Here is a 19,558-nt window from a genome sequence, read left to right on the forward strand (position 1 = left end):
ATACATGTTACAGTATAAGAGTCTAAAAAAAATATTTAAATCTAGCGCTTACTTTTTGGTATTTGCAGTATGTTTTTCATGTGTTAATGGCGAACATAAAAATGCACCAACTCAAGAGACACAAGATAGACATGTTGATGACTTAAAATTAATAGGTTATGTGGCTGGTTATGAGGATTTCGATCCTGCTAATGTGGATGCTTCGAAATTAACACACATCAATTATGCTTTTGCTAATATTGTTGATGGGAAGGCTAAATTTGAATTAGATATTGACTCGCTGAAAATTACAAAGTTAATAGGTTTAAAGGCGAAAAACCCCGATTTAAAAGTATTGTATTCTGTAGGTGGTTGGGTTTGGTCTGACAAATTTTCGCATATAGCAGCGACTTCTCAGGCGCGAAACAGGTTTGCTAAAAGTTGTGTGGCACTTATTCAAAAATACGGATTTGATGGTGTAGATTTAGATTGGGAATACCCAGGACAACGAGGAGAAGACAATGCATTTCGCCCTTCCGATAAGGTCAATTTCACACTTCTATTAAAATCGATTCGCGAAGCTTTAGAGATTTTTGGACAAACAAAAGGGAAACATTACTTGTTAACTATCGCGAGCGGTGCTGATCAGGCTTATATTGATCATACCGAATTAGGAAAGGCACACCAGTATCTCGATTTTATAAATGTTATGTGTTACGATTACTACCATGGATGGTTTTTTCAAACTGGACATCATGCCAATCTTTATCCTTCAGATGGTGAGCTTTTTGATGGGAATAGTGGTTTAGAAGCTGTTAATAGACATATAGAAGCGGGAGTTCCGGCGCATAAATTAGTTATGGGAATACCTTTTTATGGTAGAATGTGGGAGAAGGTTAACCCTGAAAGCAACGGGTTTTATCAGTCAGCAATGTCAACGGGAATGATTATACCATATTGGGGTATCATTGAAAAGATTAAGACAGGCGAATACGAGAAACTATACGACGAGTCGGCAAAAGCTTCCTATTTATGGAATGCAAAGGATAGTATTTTCATTTCATGGGAAACACCTAAAGATATTAAATTAAAAACCAATTTTATAAAGAACAAAGGACTTGGAGGTGCTATGTTTTGGGAATATAGTTTAGATTATAATCAGGAACTTTTAAACACCTTGCACGGTAGTATGAAGCAGTAGAAAAAACGTAACAAACAACAACCTAACCTAATAACTAACTCAATTTTATGAAATCAAAACTAACAATATTGGCTTTAGCCCTATTACTAATGGGATGTGGCCAAAATAAAAAGACTACAGATGAATCTGACACTTCAAGTGTTTCCGTAGTCACAGAAAAGGAGGTCTTTGAATTCGGGGTTTGGACTACGGCAAGCCATAAAAAATCAGATGAAGATTATTTAAAAGAGTTTGAAAAATATAAAAATGGTGGGATTGATGAAGTCTTAATCAATACAGGCACCGATCCCAAGTTGTTAGAGCGTATTGTACCACTAGCGAAACAAAATGGTTTAAAAGTACATGCTTGGATCATGGCTATGAACCGTCCTGGAGATACTATTGCATTAAAACACCCCGATTGGTACATGGTAAGCAAGGAAGGTAACTCATGTTTCGACACAAGACCCTATGTAGGGTATTACCAATGGCTTTGCCCAACCAGAGAAGCCTCTAGAAATCATGTGTTAGGGTTAGTGGAGGGCTTAGCAAAGGTAGAAGGAATAGAAAGTGTTCATTTGGATTATATTCGTTTTCCAGATATCTTTTTGCCTATTGGTTTACTGCCTAAATACAATTTAGTACAAGATGAAGAATTACCGGAATTCGATTTTTGCTATTGCGAAGCATGTATTAGTGCCTTCGAAAAAATACATCACAAAAACCCATTAGAGAGTAAAAATACAGCTATTGACATGGAATGGAAAAACTTCAGACTTAATGCGATTAAAGCCGTAGTTGATGAAGCCTATCAAATAGCTCACAATAACAACAAAAGGTTAACAGCAGCGGTATTCCCTTATCCCGAAATGGCAGACCATATGGTACGTCAGCGTTGGGATAAGTGGGATATTGACGAAGTATACCCCATGATTTATCATGGTTTTTATAATGAAGAACTAGATTGGATTGGTTATGCTACAAAACAAGGGGTAACCGATGTGGAAAGTGAAAGTATTTCCTTGAACACAGGAATATATATACCAGATTTTAAATCAGAAAAAGACCTAAAACAAGCCATTATTTACGCTAAAGAAAATGGAGCAAAAGGAGTATCTTTCTTTGACGGCAATGCCATTAGCGATGTTTTTTTTCAAGTCATAAAAGAGACAAAGGCAAGTTTTAAATAGAAATATTATTATGAAGCGATTTGGTTTAATAGTATTGGCAAGTGCAATGATTTTTATGAGTTGCACAAAAACCGAAACGGTTAATCCAGTGTCATTAACTTCATTTGTGAATCCTTTTATAGGAACAGATGGTCCTGGTAATACGTATCCGGGAGCTACAGTACCATTTGGGATGGTTCAGCTTAGTCCAGATATTGGTATAGGTGGCTGGGATCGAATTGCTGGATATTTTTATCAGGATTCAATAATCACTGGTTTTTCGCATACGCATTTAACAGGTACTGGTGCTGGTGATCTTTACGATATTTTAGTAATGCCAACTAATAGCCGTTTCAATAAACGCATTGAAGCTAATAATTTCAAACCATTTTCTAAATTTTCACACCAAAAGGAATCGGCATCACCTGGATACTATCAGGTAGATTTATTGGATTATGGGATAAAAGCAGAATTATCAGCGACAGCAAGAACAGGTATTCATAAATATACCTTTCCAAAGGATACGTTAACTCAAATTCATGTGGATTTGGGGTATGCTCTTAACTGGGATGCGCCAACCGATACCTTTATAAAAGTTGTAAATGATAGTGTGATCCAAGGCTACAGAAAATCAACAGGTTGGGCAAAGGATCAACGTATTTATTTTGAAATACAAGTTTCTAAACCATTTAAATCCTATCAACTCTATTCAAATGATTCTTTAATAAGCCATCAGGCGAAAGGAAAAAACACTAAAATTATTTTAAACTACAGTACTCAAGCAAATGAGGTTGTGGTTTTAAGAACGGGTCTCTCTACGGCAAGCATCGATGGCGCTCACCAATCCTTAGAAAAAGAAGCAAAGCATTTCAATTTTGAACAATATAAAGCCGATGCCAAGGCTATTTGGGAAAAACAACTTGAAAAAATAGAGGTAGTAACAAATAATACCACTAATAAACATATTTTCTACAGTATGTTATATCAATCTATGTTAGCGCCAACCTTATTAAGTGATTATAATAATGAGTATAAAGGTGCTAATGATATAACAATGACCGCTAATGGATTTAATCGTTATGATACGTTTTCGTTGTGGGATACATTCCGCGCTGCACATCCTTTGTATACAATATTGCACCCTGATCGCGTATCCGATATGATTTATTCCTTGTTAGCACATTATAGTGAAACAGGTTTGTTACCTGTATGGTCTATGCAGGGAAATGAAACCAATATGATGATTGGAAATCATGCGATTCCTGTTATTGTAGATGCATATTTTAAGGGTATTAAAGGAATAGACGCCGATCTGGCTTACGAGGCTTGTAAAATTAGCTCTATGGTTGATAGCCGTCAATTAGATGCCTATAAAACTTTAGGATATGTTCCAGTTGATGATGAACATGAAAACTGGTCTGTTTCTAAAACTTTGGAATACGCATATAATGATTGGTGTGTTGCCCAGTTCGCAAAGGCTTTAAACAAAACCGATGATTATAATTATTTTTTAAAACGCTCTGAAAATTGGCGAAATGTTTATGATCCTGAAAGCACTTTTATGCGTCCTAAATTTAATAATGGTATCTTTGTAGAACCCTTTGTTCCTAAAGAATACACGACTTACTTTTGTGAAAGTAATGCCTGGCATTATATGTGGTCGGTACCGCAAAATGTAGAAGGTTTAATTCAAGAGTTGGGAGAAGATGCTTTCGATAAAAAACTAGATTCGATGTTTTCTTTGGCGCCACTACCAACCGATAAACTACCCATTTTTAGTACTGGGATGATTGGCCAGTATGCCCACGGTAATGAGCCAAGTCACCATGTAGCGTATTTGTATGATTATATTGGTAAACCATGGAAAACCCAGGAGAGAGTTAGGCAAATTTTGAATACACAGTATAAAAATGAACCTAAAGGACATTGTGGTAATGAAGATTGTGGGCAAATGTCATCTTGGTATGTATTAAGTAGTTTAGGGTTTTATCCTGTAAATCCGGCACAAGGAATTTACGCATTTGGTTCGCCAATCTTTGATAAAGCGATAATACATTTAGAATCTGGTAAGGATTTTGTGGTAGAAGCTGAAAATAGCTCAAATGAGAATAAGTTCATTCAATCCATTATATTAAACGGAAAAGAAATTCATCGAAATTATATAGAACATAAAGAGATTATGAACGGAGGTCAACTCCGATTTGTGATGGGGTCGAAACCTAATAAACAAACAAAATATAGCATGGCGTTATCGTCGAAGATTTACAAATAAAAGAATCATGTCAAACAGAAGAAATTTTATAAAAACATCCGTTTTAGGAACACTTGGAGCCTCAACCTTAATAAGTTGTAAAGAAGAATCAAAAGCTAGTGCAATTGCACCCGAAACTTCGGTAAAAAAAGGTAGCAAACCATTAATTATTTCAACATGGAATCACGGGTTACCAGCTAATGAAGAAGCATGGAATCAACTTAAAGCAGGAAAATCCAGCTTAGATGCTATTGTTGCTGGTGTCGGAATTCCTGAAGCAGATCCTAAAGTGCGAAGTGTGGGCTACGGTGGTTTTCCTGACCGTGAAGGTAAAGTTACGCTAGATGCTTGTATTATGGATTCTAATAGCGATTGTGGATCGGTATCTTTTCTTCAAAATATTAAACACCCGATAGCGGTAGCTCAGCGTGTTTTGGAAAATACACCTCATGTTATGTTAACTGGTGAAGGTGCATTACAATTTGCTTTGGAAGAAGGTTTTAAGGAAGAAAATCTATTAACTGAAGCCTCAGAAAAGGATTGGAAAAACTGGTTGGAAAAATCGAAGTATCAGCCTGTAATTAATATAGAAAATCACGATACCATAAGTATGTTGGTTATCGATGAGAATGGCGATATTACCGGAGGTTGTACTACAAGTGGAGCAGCTTGGAAAATGCATGGTCGTGTGGGAGATTCTCCTATTATAGGCGCAGGATTATTTCTAGATAATGAAGTCGGTGCCGCTGCCGCAACAGGATTAGGAGAAGCCGTAATTCGTACTGCCGGAAGTGCAATGGTTGTCGAGTTAATGCGTCAAGGAAAGTCACCAAATGAAGCTTGTAAAGAAATTGTAGAGCGCATTTACAATAAGCATAAAAATCACAAGGATATGGAGTATCTTCAAGTTGGTTTTATAGCAGTGAATAAAAATGGAGAATATGGAGGTTACAGTTTACGTTCAGGATTTAACTATGCGGTTTATGATGAAGAAAATGGAAACAGAATGGAAGATTCTAAATTTAAAATGACCTGGGATAATTAATAGCTAAAAAAACATCAAAAACAAACATAAACAAATGATAAAAATCAATTATTTAAAAACTATGGTTCTCGGTATGGGACTTTTGGTGGCTTCTTGTCAATCCAAACAAGTTCAGTTTACTGAGGCTGATATTCAAATAATTCCTAAGCCAGCTCAAGTAACATTAAATTCAGGTAGTTTTGAATTTAATGGTGATACAAAAATAGTAGTTAGTAGCGATGAACAATTACAAGCTTCAGAAGTATTGTTACAAGCATTACAATCGGCTGCAAATTTAAAGTTGGAGGTGGTAAAAGAGAAACCAGCTACAAATTACATTACCTTTAAAACTAATGAAACTTTAGGTAAAGAAGCTTACAATTTAACTGTAGCCAATGGTTTTATTGAAATAGAAGCAAACGGTTTTTCTGGAGAACTTTATGCCATGGAAACCTTACGTCAATTATTACCATCAAAAATAGAAAGTAATTCTGTTGTTGAAGGAACAGACTGGATTATTCCAAATATTAGTATAACAGACGAACCTCGATTCGAATGGCGTGGATTGATGTTAGATGTTTCGCGTCATTTTTTTCAAAAAGAGTATGTTTTAAAAACGATAGATCGTTTAGCATACCTTAAAATGAACACTTTACATTTACATTTAGTAGATGACCAAGGGTGGCGTATTGAGATTAAACAATATCCAAAACTTACCGAGGTAGGGGCGTATCGAGTAGATCAGGAAAATAAAGCTTGGAATGCAAGGCCTACACCAGAATTGGGAGAGAAAGCAACATATGGTGGGTTTTACACACAAGATGATATTAAAGAAATTGTAGCCTATGCTCAAAAACGAGGTATTAATGTAGTGCCTGAAATAGAAATGCCAGCCCATGTTACAAGTGCTATCGCGTCTTATCCTGAGTTTTCTTGTTTAGAAAAACCAGTGATGGTACCATCAGGAGGTTTATGGCCGATTACCGATATTTTCTGTGCAGGAAAAGATTCTACTTTCGAATTTTTACAAAACGTATTAATGGAAGTAATGGAGTTATTCCCATCTAAATATATTCATGTTGGTGGAGATGAAGCCACTAAAACCAATTGGAAAACGTGTCCGCATTGTCAAAGCCGAATGAAAACTGAAGGACTTGAGAATGTAGAAGAATTACAAAGTTATTTCATAAAAAGAATGGAGCGCTTTGTAAGTTCAAAAGGACGAATATTAATTGGTTGGGATGAAATTCTTGAAGGCGGTTTAGCACCTGGAGCAACAGTTATGAGTTGGCGCGGTGTTAAAGGTGGATTAGAGGCTTCGGCTGAAGGACATGATGTGGTTATGACACCTGGTTCTCATTGTTATTTCGATCATTATCAAGGGCCAATGGATTCTGAACCCTTAGCTTGGGGTGGTTACTTACCGTTGTCTAAAGTGTATCAATTTGATCCTGTGGTTGAAGAGATGACTGAAGAGCAAGCGAAACATGTACTTGGAGGTCAGGCTAACTTATGGTCAGAATATATCCCGACTACAGACCAATCTGAATATATGATTTTTCCTAGAGTTGTTGCCCTCTCTGAAACACTTTGGAGTCCTAAAGACAATAGAAACTGGGATGAATTTACACCACGTTTAGAAAATATGTTAGAGCGGTATGAATACCAAGGTATAAATTATGCGAAAAGCGCATACACTCTTAGGGCTAATGCTACAGTTAATGATACAACAAAAGTTGTGGCAATTTCTCTTAACAATGAATTTCCTAATCCTGATATTCGTTATGTATTGAACGATGGGGTGTTAGACAAAGATGCTATTCAATATACCGGACCAATTGAAATTAATAAAACAACAACGGTTAAAGCTTCATTATTCGAAAATGGAAAGCCGGTTGGAAAAGTGTTTGAAAAAACATTTAACTATCATAAAGCTGTAAGTAAACCTGTTGAGTATTTAACTAAGTACAGCGATAGTTACAAAGGAGCGGGAACTACAAATATGGTAAATGTATTGCGAGGTACAAAAAACTTTCATGATGGCCAGTGGCAAGCGTGGATTGGTAATGATATGGAATTGATTATCAATTTAGAAGCATCTGAAGAAATAAGTGAGGTAACTGTAGGTACTATGGAAAGTCAGGGACCTGGAATATATTTCCCAACTAAAATAGAAGTGTTTACATCTAATGATGAAGGTAAGACTTTCAACCGTGTTGGTGTTATTGAAAGACCCGCTGAAGTTAGCGGAAATGTGGAGCTAAAAGATTTCACCATAGCGTTCGAAAAACAAAAAGCAACTCATGTAAAAGTGGTAGCAGAAAGTTTGAAAAAAACACCTAAAAATGGTTCAGGTTGGTTATTTGTCGATGAAATTATAGTTAACTAAAACCTGAAAATTTTAAGGCATTTTTATTCAAATAAATTCAAAATAAAAACATACAAATGAAATACATAAAACGCTATATCGCTTTAGGATTGTTTTTATCCTTATTAGCTTTCAAAAATGAGGCTCAGGCACAAGAGCAAAGTAAAGAAGACCGTATGGCCTGGTTTAAAGATGCCAAGCTGGGCATTTTTATTCACTGGGGTATTTATGCTGTAAACGGAATTGACGAATCATGGTCATTTCATAATGGATATATTTCGCATGAAGATTACATGCAGCAATTAAATGGTTTTACAGCCAAAAAATACGATCCTGAATATTGGGCTAAACTTATAAAAGAAAGTGGCGCAAAGTACACCGTAATTACCACAAAACACCATGATGGCGTTGCCTTATGGGATACGAAGCAAAGTGATTTAAACGTGATTGATAAAACACCTGCTAAAAAAGATGTCTTAACCCCATTTGTAAAAGCCGTAAGAAATGAAGGTTTAAAATTAGGGTTATATTATTCTTTATTAGATTGGTCATATCCAGATTACCCTAATTTTTTAAGAGACAAAAAACGTTATAAAGAGGACCCCAAGCGTTGGGATAAATTTACCAAATTTAATTTCGGACAATTAAAGGAGCTTACGGCTTATAACCCGGATTTATACTGGTTTGATGGCGATTGGGAACAATCTGCAGAAAAATGGAAAGCAAAAGAGATAAGAGAAATGCTTTTTAAGGCGACACCATCAACTATCATTAATTCCAGATTACAAGGTTACGGCGATTATGCTACACCAGAACAAGGTGTGCCTGTAAATAAGCCAAAAGACAAATATTGGGAATTATGTATGACTATGAATAACTCATGGGGGTATCAACCAAACGATACAAAATACAAAAGCGTAAATCAAATCATTCGCATTTTTGTAGATTGTATAAGTATGGGTGGAAACTTATTATTAGATATTGGCCCGAAAGCCGATGGCACGATACCAGAGGAACAAATAGATATTTTAAAAGGTCTGGGTAAATGGACAAATAAACATGCTGCCGCTATTTATGGTACGCGTGCAGGAATTCCTTTTGGACATTTTAATGGTTATACAGCCTTATCAAAAGATAAAACCATATTATATCTGTATGTAGATAATAAACCAAATGGACCGCTATTAATAAAAGGTTTAAAGAATAAGGTGAATCGTGCTTGGGTAGTAGGTAACGGAACCAAATTGAAGACCGATGTGGTTGGTAAACTGTATTGGAGTAAAGTTCCTGGATTATTATATATTGATTTACCAGAAGAGGTGCAGGATGAAAATGTTACAGTAATTGCGCTTCAATTAGATGGAGAAGTTGATTTATACGGAGAATCAGGACAAGTTATAGAAAGTAATTAAAATAAAAATTCCATGAAAACTGAAAACAACAATAAAGGGTGGAAATTGATAGCATATTTTTTAGTGCCTTTTATTGTTGTTTTATTGTTTAAATATTTTATTCAATCACCCAATTCGGTATATCAAGATATTGGAGAAAATAATGCTTCGGAAATAAGTAATAAAAATAAAGCAATAATCAGTAAATTACCTGATACCGTAGATTTTATTTTTCATGTAAAACCCATTCTTTCAGACCGTTGTTATTTATGTCACGGGCCAGATGAAGGAACTAGAGAAGCCGGATTAAGATTAGATACCAAAGAAGGCGCTTTTGCGGCTATAGGGGAACATTTAGACAAATATGCCATCGTACCAGGGGATGTAGAATCAAGTTTGTTGGTAAGTAGAATTCACAGTGAGAATCCCGAGCAAATTATGCCTCCAGTGGCTTCAAATTTAAGTTTGTCGGATTATGAAAAGCAGCTACTCACCAAATGGATAGAACAAGGCGCTGTTTGGAAAGACCATTGGGCGTTTGTGCCTCCTCAAAAAAAAGACAAACCAAAAATTTCTAATCCCGAATGGGCCACCAACGAAATAGATTTTTTTATAGCAAAACGTTTGGAACAGGAAGGTTTGTCGCCTTCCGAGCCAGCTTCGAAAGAAAAATTAATTAGGAAATTATATTTCGATTTAACCGGGTTGCCTCCAACCATTGATGATATAGACGCCTTTTTAAATGATACAGATAGCAATGCTTACGAAAAAGTTGTAGATAAAGTTTTAGCTTCACCTGCTTACGGAGAGCGTATGGCTGCCAGTTGGCTCGATGTAGCCAGATATGCTGATACTCATGGTTATCAAGACGATTTGGAACGTGTTATGTGGCCTTGGCGCGATTGGGTTATTAGTGCTTTTAATAAAAACTTACCATATAATGATTTCATAGTTTGGCAATTGGCAGGGGACTTGTTACCTGATGCTTCCTTGGAACAAATATTAGCGACTGGTTTTAATCGAAATCATAAAATTACTCAGGAAGGCGGCGTAATCGACGAAGAGTATCGCGTAGAATATGTTAAAGATAGAACCAATACCACGGCAAAAGCACTTTTAGGATTAACGCTGGAATGTGCTCAGTGCCATGATCACAAGTATGATCCTATATCGCAAAAAGAATATTACGGTTTCTATAGTTTTTTCAATAAGTTAGATGAAAAAGGTCGAATCGAATATAACGAAATACCTAAACCCAATATAAAAATTACACCAAAGGAGGTAGAAGAGGTATTGTCTTTTGTAAAATTACCTGATTCTGTTAAAGCCGTCAATTTGATGGTTATGAAGGATGACGCGCCTGAACGTAAAACCTATCTTTTAAAGCGCGGGCAATATGATGCTCCTGGAGAAGAAGTGGAACTGCAAACACCTGAAGTGGTATTAAATTTTTCAGATACATTACCCCAAAATAGATTAGGCCTGGCTAAATGGCTTTTTAGTGATGAAAACGCATTGACGGCAAGAGTTGCTGTTAATAGAATGTGGCAACAAATATTTGGTGTGGGTATTGTTTCTACTTCCGATGATTTCGGAAATCAAGGCGCTTTACCATCGCATCCCGAATTGTTAGATTGGTTGGCAGTTACTTTTAAAGAAGAAGACTGGGACATGAAACGTATGTTTAAGCGTATGGTAATGTCTAGTACATATAAACAAACATCCAAGGTTACACCTCAGTTACTTGAAGCAGATCCCGATAATGTGCTTTTAGCAAGAAGTTCTCGTAATAAGCTAACTGCAGAAATGATAAGAGATAATGCATTAGCAGTTAGTGGATTATTAGTAAATAAAATTGGAGGCCCTAGTGTTAAACCGTATCAACCGCCTGGATTATGGGCAGAAACCACTTCCGGACAAGGGTTAACAAAATATATCCCTGATACGGGAGAAGGACGATATAGAAGAAGTCTGTACACCTTTTGGAAGCGCACCTTGCCTCCACCATCAATGTTAACCTTTGATGCTCCTACACGTGATTTCTGCGAAGTTAAACGTCAAAAGACAAGTACTCCATTGCAAGCATTGGTTATGCTTAATGATCCACAAATAATGGAAGCCTCAGAGTTTTTGGCAAAAAAGTCATTAAAGTCGAATTCGCAATCCGATGAAGAACGTATACAGAATATCTTTAGAAAAATAACATCACGTTATCCAGATGACAAGGAAATTGAGGAATTGTTAAAATATCTCGTTTACACAAAAAATAATTACGAACCAGCAAACAGTGATCTATCTCAAAACGAGGCACCTTCTGTTGATGTTTATGCATATACTGTATTAACAAGTTTAATTTTCAATTTAGACGAAGCTGTAATTAAAGGATAATATCATGGAAGAATTATCAAAACATTTTTTAAATAATAACAGAAGACACTTTTTAAAGAAGCTTGGCCTAGGAATAGGGGGGCTTGCTGCTGCGTCTTTGTTAGATCCTTTTAATTCTGTATCAGCAAATAATATTCCAGACGAACTGGCTTTAAAATTGCCTCATTTTGCTCCCAAAGCAAAACGCGTTATATATTTGTTTCAAAGTGGTGGTCCTTCTCAATTAGAATTGTTCGATTATAAGCCTTTGTTGGATAAATTACGTGGTCAAGATTTACCGGACTCAGTTAGACAAGGACAGCGTTTAACAGGGATGACCTCTGGACAAGATAGTTTTCCATTAGTAGGAAGTCAATTTAAATTCGATCAATACGGCGAATCGCGCGCTTGGGTAAGTAGCTTAATGCCTTATACAGCAAAAGTAGTCGATGAGCTTTGTTTTGTAAAATCGATGTATACCGAAGCGATTAATCATGATCCCGCTATTACTTTTTTTCAAACAGGTTCGCAGCAAGCGGGACGCCCTAGTATGGGGTCCTGGATGAGTTATGGACTAGGAAGTTTAAATGAAAATCTGCCAACTTTTACCGTATTGTTATCGCGTGGAACAGGTCGACCAAATGGTCAACCATTGTATTCCAGACTTTGGGGGAATGGCTTTTTAAGTTCTTTGCATCAAGGGGTTCAATTTAGGTCTGGTAAAGATCCGGTATTATACTTAAAAGACCCAGAAGGTATGTCTAGAAGTGACCGCAGAAAAATGTTAGATCACCTTAGTGAGTTAAATCATAAACAGGAAACCGAATTTGGAGATCCAGAAATTAACAGCAGGATAGCACAATATGAAATGGCCTACCGTATGCAAACTTCTGTCCCGGATACGATGAATATAGATAAAGAACCAGAACACATCATTCAAATGTATGGTACCGATGCGTTGGTTCCAGGTACATATGCCGCTAATTGCCTATTGGCAAGACGTTTAGTAGAACGCGATGTAAGGTTTGTTCAGTTGTATCATATGGGTTGGGATCAGCATAATAATTTACCCACGCAAATTGAAAAGCAAGCCAAAGATGTCGACCAGGCCACGGGTGCTTTAATAATGGATTTAAAACAGCGTGGTTTATTGGAAGATACTCTAGTGGTATGGGGTGGCGAATTTGGTAGAACAAACTACAGTCAAGGGGTATTAACAGAATCCAATTACGGTCGCGACCATCACCCAAAATGCTTTACCATGTTTATGGCAGGTGGCGGGGTAAAACCGGGGTTTACGTATGGTGAAACCGATGATTTTGGATATAATATTGTTAAAGACCCAGTACACGTGCACGACCTACAAGCTACAATTATGCATTTAATGGGTGTAGACCATACTAAATTTACGTTTAAACATCAAGGACGTCGCTTCAGACTTACCGATGTGTCTGGTCATGTTGTAAACGATTTAATCGCTTAATTTTTTTAATCATGAGTCGAAGAGCATTTCTTAAACAATCGTCATTAGCATCGTTAGGCATTTTAACAAGCCCGTTATATTCAAGTGCCTTTTCTTTTAAGCCCAATAAAGACGTTATTATTGGTCATAATTCGCATCAATATAAAGTAGATATGGCTTGGGGTAATTTAAATGCTAATGTAACACCGGTTAAAGATTGTCATGAGATGGTTCAGGACTCTAAAGGCCGTATCGTTTTACTTACCAATCATACTAAAAACAATGTAATTATTTATGATAAATCAGGAAAGTTTATTTCCAGTTGGGGAACGGAATTTCCTGGAGGGCACGGACTAACATTGGTAAAGGAAAATGGTGAAGATTTCCTGTTAATTACCGATTATGAACGCCATCAGGTTATCAAAACCACCATTGATGGTAAAAAAGTATTCGAAATTGATTTTCCTTCGGAAACAGGCTTGTATGAGCGTAAAGAACAATTTAAACCTACAGAAACGACTGTATTGCCTAATGGCGATTTTTATGTAGCCGACGGTTATGGAAGTCAGTATATTACGCATTACAATCACAAAGGTGAACTGTTAAATATTTTTGGAGGAAAGGGAACAGAAAATGGGCAATTTTTAAATGCTCATGGTATTTGTTACGATAATAGAGATAAAAATAATCCATCGCTTTTAATTTCGGCTCGATCGATGAATATTTTAAAACGATTCGATTTAAAAGGCAACTTCCTGGAATCTATTCCTGTTCCTGGTGCACTTATTTGTAGACCGGTTATTCATAAAAATGATATTTATTTCGCCGTATTAAAATCGAAAAATGCACCCAATAGTGATTCAGGATTTTTATTGATTATGAATGAGAAAAATGAAGTGGTATCTTGTCCTGGAGCTACAGCACCTTCTTATGCTAACGGTAATTTAGATGAATTATATCAAACGGTTAGATTGTTTCAGCATCCTCATGATGTGTGTATTGATGATGATGAAAACATGTACGTAGCACAGTGGAATTCAGGACAAACCTATCCTATAAAATTAACGCGCGTATGAGGTTAGTTATTTGGATATTTTGCTTGTTGCTCATGAATTGTGCTTCTAAAGAAAATAAAGCTTATTTGCAATCGAAAGAAGTGCAATTGGTACAGCCTAGAGTTATAGCAAATAGTGTTTTAGTAGATTCCTTTGTAATTATCAAGGCTAGTTTAAAGGTAGATGGAACAACCATATTCTACACCTCAAATGGTGATATGCCTAATGAATCATCTAATAAATACCAAGACCCAATTAAAGTATCAAATCCAGGGTTGTATAGGTTTCGAGCGTATCATCCAGATTGGAAATCTAGTGACATTGCAGAACTTAAAATATATAAGAAAGGTAAGCAAGCCGAGTCGATAATTTGGCATACCCAGGCCAGTAATAAATACCCTGGATTAGGCGAAAAAACAGTTATAAATGAAAATAAAGGATTATTAAATTTCACTGATGCCCAATGGGTTGGTTTTGACACCTTAGCTTCAGCAACGGTGTGTTTCAAAGAAAAAACGTATTTAAAATCTGTAGATATAAGCTTTTTAATAGATACGGGTTCTTGGATTTTTCCACCTGAGGAAGTCTCTGTTATTATTAATGGAGATGCGGAATCCATGAAAACAATACAACTAAATAAAACCGAATCTTCAAGCGAAATATCTAATAAAACAATTAAGATTCCACTCGAAACAGAAGTGAAAACCTTAAAAATTAATGTCCAAAATATAAGGTCCATCCCAGAGTGGCATGAAGGTAGAGGAACGAGTGCTTGGCTGTTTATGGATGAATGGTTATTTAACTAAATATATATGCTAAAGGCTATTAAATATAAAAAACAATCTTTGGTGTTAGTAGCATTTTTGTTGCTTTCAAGCGTAGCTGGTGCACTAAATAGTGATGATGTACCGAGAATTGTTTTGGCTTTTGGCCGGTTACACCCTTTAATTTTACATTTGCCCATAGGGGCGTTGATCCTTACTTTTTTTCTAGACGTTGCAGGTAGAATTCGAAAAAATTATCCAAAGCAAACCATAACGCTCGCTTTAGGTTTTTCTGCGGTGTTTTCAATAATTGCATGTGTTTTTGGGTACTTTTTGTCCTTAGAAGATGGTTACGGCGGTTCAACCCTTGATATCCATTTTTGGACAGGAATAACTACTGCAGGGTTAATAACTACACTTTATAGCTTATCTAAAAATGAAACAGGAAACGTTAAACGGTTGGTTTTTCCATTGTTTCTCATAACATTAGTGGTAATGAGTATTGCAGGTCACTATGGGAGCGTATTAACCCATGGTGAGGATTTTCTAACAGAATACATTGAAGCTCCTAAAAAGCAAGAAACTATCGAAGTTATTGATAGTTTGAATATGTACGACCATGTGGTTCTAAAAATTTTAGATGATAAATGTATACAATGCCATAACGAAACAAAGCGAAAAGGTGGTTTGTCTTTAGCTTCTAAAAAAGATATTTTAAATGGTGGCGATTCAGGTCTAGCCATTCGTTTAGGGGTTTCAGAAGAAAGTTTACTTTATAAGCATATAATGCTACCAGTTTCAGATGAAAATCATATGCCTCCAGAAGGTAAACCACAACTTACTAAAGATGAATTATGGATCATTAAATATTGGTTAGACCAAAGTGAAGTTATTGATAATAAAGTAGTAAAACTTAAAAAAAATGATACTTTAAATCGATTACTTAAAGATTACTTGGTTGTAGAAGAACGTCACATTGCCGAAGCAAGTATTGAAGCTGTTCAAGATGCTGAATCAGAGGGGTTTTTAGTTAGAAAACTGGTGCCGGCAAATCCAGAATTATGGGTAAAATTTAAAAAGGACACCATAACTAAAAAAAACATAAAAACGTTACAGGATTTAAAAGAGCAAATTATAGAATTGGATTTAAGTCAGACTAACTTAACCGATGCGTTAGCAAAGGAGTTAAAAAAACTAGAAAACTTAGAAAAGCTCGAATTAACTCACACTCAAATTACCGATAAAACCTTAAATGTTTTGAAAGCTTTACCAAGGCTTAAAGTGTTAAACCTTGTCGGTAATCAGGGAATAACAGGTAGTGGTTTAAAAGCTTTATTGGAGACGGAACAAATTGAAACCGTTTACGTTTGGAATACTGGTATAGACAGGTATGTTGCAGAAGACTTGAGTCGAAATTTAGACGTTAAAATAAATACGGGAGCCTGGGATTATGCGGAAACGGCACAATTAGGAATACCAGAATTACATGTTTCAAAAGATTTATTTTTAGATACTTTAATGTTAAAATTAGAAACTAACATTAAAGATGTTGCTATATTTTATAATCGAAACAATTCAGAACCTGATAGTACTTCGACACCGTATACTCGACCTATAGTGTTAGATTCTAGCACGACACTTACATATAAGGCTTATAAAAAAGGCTGGAATACAAGTGATGTCGGCAGTAAAACATTTTACAAAGTAAATCATAAGGTAATAGATTATACTTTGTTGCATCAACCAGATGAAAAATACCCAGGAGCCTCAAAATTATTCGATTTTCAATTGGGATCAACAAACTTTAAAGATGAAAAATGGGCTGGTTTTTTAGGAAAAGATATTGATGCGGTAGTTGATTTTGGTAATGAAGCATCACTAAATAAAATATCAGTTTCCTGTTTGGCACTTCCAAGAGATTGGATTATGTTACCAACCGAAATAACCTTATTTGTATCAAATAACAAGACAACGGGTTTTAAACAGGTCGCTTCAAAAGCATTAAAACGCAGTTTAACATATGATGATAACGTGTTTATTCAAAATTTCAGTTTAGAATTTCAAAAAACTGAGGGACGTTATTTTAAAGTATTAATTAAAAGCCCTAAAGAATTACCAAATTGGCATGAGGGTGCCGGAAATCCGCCATGGATATTTGTTAGTGAACTTATGTTTTGGTAAAATGAAGAAGACAAACTAAATAAAATGATGTATAAAACAAAATTAAAATATATAACAGGATTTATCCTTGCCATAAGCTTATCTTGTCAAGAGGAGGCGAAAATCGCTCCTGAGCAACAATTAATAACGCAAAATCTGGCAGATTATGTAAATCCGTTGATGGGTACTGACTCGGACTTTAGTTTATCCAATGGCAATACATACCCGGCTATTGCAACGCCTTGGGCTATGAATTTTTGGACGCCACAAACCGCGAAAATGGGAAATGGTTGGACATATAGTTACGATGCAAAAACCATTCGAGGAATTAAGCAAACACATCAGCCTAGTCCATGGATCAACGATTATGCTGCGTTTTCGTTAATGGCGGTGACAGGTGATCTAAAATACCAGGAAGATGAAAGGGCTTCTTATTTTTCTCATAAAGCTGAAACCGTAAAACCGTATTATTATTCGGTGTATTTAGCGGATTATGATGTTGTTGCAGAAGTAGCGCCCACCGAACGTGCAGCACATTTTAAATTCACTTTTCCAGAGGCAGATCGGTCTTACCTGCTTTTAGATGCATTTTATAAAGGTTCTATGGTGAAAATAATTCCGGAAGAACGTAAAATTATTGGTTATTGCAGAAACAATAGCGGTGGTGTGCCAGAGAATTTTCATAATTATTTTGTAGCTGAGTTTGATAAAGATTTCGAATTAACAAGCACCTGGGCTGATGACTGGAAACTCTTAGAAGATGTGTCTCAAAGTGAAGGTGAGCATGTTGGCGCTATAATTGGTTTTAAAACTAAAAAAGGAGAAGTAGTTCACGTTAAAGTAGCGTCGTCTTTTATAAGTTTAGAACAAGCACAATTAAATTTAGATAGAGAAGTTGGTTCAGATACTTTTGAACAAACAAAGGAAAAAGCAAAACAGAGTTGGAATGAGGAACTAAACAGAATACAAATTGAAGATGATAACCTGGATCATATTAAAACATTTTACTCGTGTTTATATCGTGTGTTATTATTTCCTAGAAAATTCTATGAGTTTGATAAAAATAATGAAATAGTACATTACAGTCCGTATAACGGAAAAGTTTTACCGGGTTATATGTTTACCGACAATGGATTCTGGGATACTTTCAGAGCTGTTTTTCCTTTCTTTAACATGATGTACCCAGAATTGAATAGCCATATTATGTCTGGGTTGGCAAACACGTACAAGGAATCGGGTTGGTTGCCAGAATGGGCGAGTCCCGGGCATCGTGATTGTATGATAGGCTCTAATTCAGCTCCAATTATCGTTGACGCATTTTTAAAAGGAAACGTAAATGAAAAAGATACCGACATCTTATTTGAAGCCATTTTAAAAAACGCTACAGTATCTGAGGGCAGACCAGTAAATTCGGTAGGACGTGCGGGATTAACATATTATAATTCATTAGGCTATGTGCCTTATGATATTGATATTAACGAGAATGCCGCAAGAACATTAGAATATGCTTACGCCGATTTTACCATTTCAGAAATGGCTGAAAAATTGGGTAAAACAGATATTGCTAAAAAGTATCGCGAAAAATCAATGAACTACCATCATTTATTTGATCCAGTAACAGGTTTAATGCGTGGCAAAAATGAAGATGGTTCGTTTCAATATCCTTTTAACCCGCTAAAATGGGGAGATGCTTTTACCGAGGGTAACAGTTTACATTATACATGGTCGGTGTTTCAAGATGTTCAAGGTTTAATTAATTTGATGGGAGGTAATAAGGCATTTATAGAAAAGCTTGATAGTGTTTTTACCATGCCCCCTAAATTCGACGATTCGTATTATGGTTTTACCATTCATGAAATTAGGGAAATGCAAATCGTAAACATGGGTAATTATGCTCATGGAAATCAGCCTATTCAACATATGATTTATCTATATAATTACGCTGGTGCACCTTATAAAACACAGGAACGTATTCGTGAAGTTTTAACCAAATTATACGCTGCGACTCCAGATGGATATTGTGGCGATGAGGATAATGGACAAACATCGGCATGGTATGTGTTTAGTGCTTTAGGTTTTTATCCTGTAACGCCAGGTGTAGACCAGTATGTTATAGGTAGCCCGTTGTTTAATAAAGCAACACTTCATTTAAAAAATGGAAATACATTTGAAATTATTTCTGAAAATAATTCCGATACTAATTTTTATATCGATTCTGTAAATTTAAATGGAACAGCCTACAACAAGAATTTTTTGAAAGCTGATGAGATTCAAAAAGGAGGAATTTTAAAATTCAAATTATCAAATAAAGCAAATAAAGCGTGGGGTAGCCAACCAGAACAAGTACCTTATTCGCTAACAAACTCAATTAAAACAAAGTAATCAAAA

The 19,558-nt window shown here is 35.9% G+C and carries 12 protein-coding genes; all 12 read left to right on the plus strand.

Translation table 11 applies throughout. The features are described 5' to 3' along the window. Positions 1-4 precede the first annotated feature (4 nt). The 12 genes from ICJ83_RS07130 to ICJ83_RS07185 are packed head-to-tail and all read left to right on the plus strand — an operon-like array spanning position 5 to position 19,552. Positions 5-1,180: a glycoside hydrolase family 18 protein gene (locus ICJ83_RS07130; RefSeq protein ID WP_188229684.1), complete on the plus strand. Its 1,176-nt coding sequence runs from the start codon at positions 5-7 to the stop codon at positions 1,178-1,180. Positions 1,181-1,227: 47 nt separating this feature from the next. After that, positions 1,228-2,349 (plus strand): putative glycoside hydrolase, encoded by a 1,122-nt coding sequence (locus ICJ83_RS07135; RefSeq protein WP_188229685.1) that lies wholly within the window; start codon positions 1,228-1,230, stop codon positions 2,347-2,349. Positions 2,350-2,359: 10 nt separating this feature from the next. Continuing rightward, positions 2,360-4,600, plus strand: coding sequence for a GH92 family glycosyl hydrolase (locus tag ICJ83_RS07140; protein ID WP_188229686.1), 2,241 nt, complete (start codon positions 2,360-2,362; stop codon positions 4,598-4,600). 7 nt (positions 4,601-4,607) lie between these two features. Then, positions 4,608-5,624 carry an isoaspartyl peptidase/L-asparaginase family protein gene (locus ICJ83_RS07145; RefSeq protein WP_188229687.1) on the plus strand — a complete coding sequence of 339 codons (1,017 nt, stop codon included), beginning with the start codon at positions 4,608-4,610 and terminating at the stop codon, positions 5,622-5,624. A 34-nt stretch (positions 5,625-5,658) separates the two neighbouring features. After that, the gene (locus ICJ83_RS07150) at positions 5,659-7,992 is read left to right on the plus strand and encodes a beta-N-acetylhexosaminidase (RefSeq protein ID WP_188229688.1); all 2,334 of its coding nucleotides are present in this window, start codon (positions 5,659-5,661) and stop codon (positions 7,990-7,992) included. A gap of 56 nt (positions 7,993-8,048) precedes the next feature. After that, positions 8,049-9,383, plus strand: coding sequence for an alpha-L-fucosidase (locus ICJ83_RS07155; protein WP_188229689.1), 1,335 nt, complete (start codon positions 8,049-8,051; stop codon positions 9,381-9,383). Positions 9,384-9,395: 12 nt separating this feature from the next. Next, positions 9,396-11,750 (plus strand): PSD1 and planctomycete cytochrome C domain-containing protein, encoded by a 2,355-nt coding sequence (locus ICJ83_RS07160; protein WP_188229690.1) that lies wholly within the window; start codon positions 9,396-9,398, stop codon positions 11,748-11,750. Between the two features lie 4 nt (positions 11,751-11,754). Further along, positions 11,755-13,212: a DUF1501 domain-containing protein gene (locus ICJ83_RS07165; RefSeq protein WP_188229691.1), complete on the plus strand. Its 1,458-nt coding sequence runs from the start codon at positions 11,755-11,757 to the stop codon at positions 13,210-13,212. 11 nt (positions 13,213-13,223) lie between these two features. After that, positions 13,224-14,267, plus strand: coding sequence for an NHL repeat-containing protein (locus ICJ83_RS07170; protein ID WP_188229692.1), 1,044 nt, complete (start codon positions 13,224-13,226; stop codon positions 14,265-14,267). After that, on the plus strand, positions 14,264-15,052 hold the full coding sequence (locus ICJ83_RS07175; RefSeq protein ID WP_188229693.1) for a chitobiase/beta-hexosaminidase C-terminal domain-containing protein: 789 nt from the start codon (positions 14,264-14,266) through the stop codon (positions 15,050-15,052). The genes ICJ83_RS07170 and ICJ83_RS07175 overlap by 4 nt, the downstream gene beginning before the upstream one ends. 6 nt (positions 15,053-15,058) lie before the next feature. Next, positions 15,059-17,191 (plus strand): c-type cytochrome domain-containing protein, encoded by a 2,133-nt coding sequence (locus ICJ83_RS07180; RefSeq protein WP_188229694.1) that lies wholly within the window; start codon positions 15,059-15,061, stop codon positions 17,189-17,191. Positions 17,192-17,218: 27 nt separating this feature from the next. Next, positions 17,219-19,552 carry a GH92 family glycosyl hydrolase gene (locus ICJ83_RS07185; protein WP_394354301.1) on the plus strand — a complete coding sequence of 778 codons (2,334 nt, stop codon included), beginning with the start codon at positions 17,219-17,221 and terminating at the stop codon, positions 19,550-19,552. Positions 19,553-19,558: the final 6 nt, after the last annotated feature.

This window comes from Aestuariibaculum sediminum (assembly GCF_014596945.1).
GTDB classification, from domain to species: Bacteria; Bacteroidota; Bacteroidia; order Flavobacteriales; family Flavobacteriaceae; genus Aestuariibaculum; species Aestuariibaculum sediminum.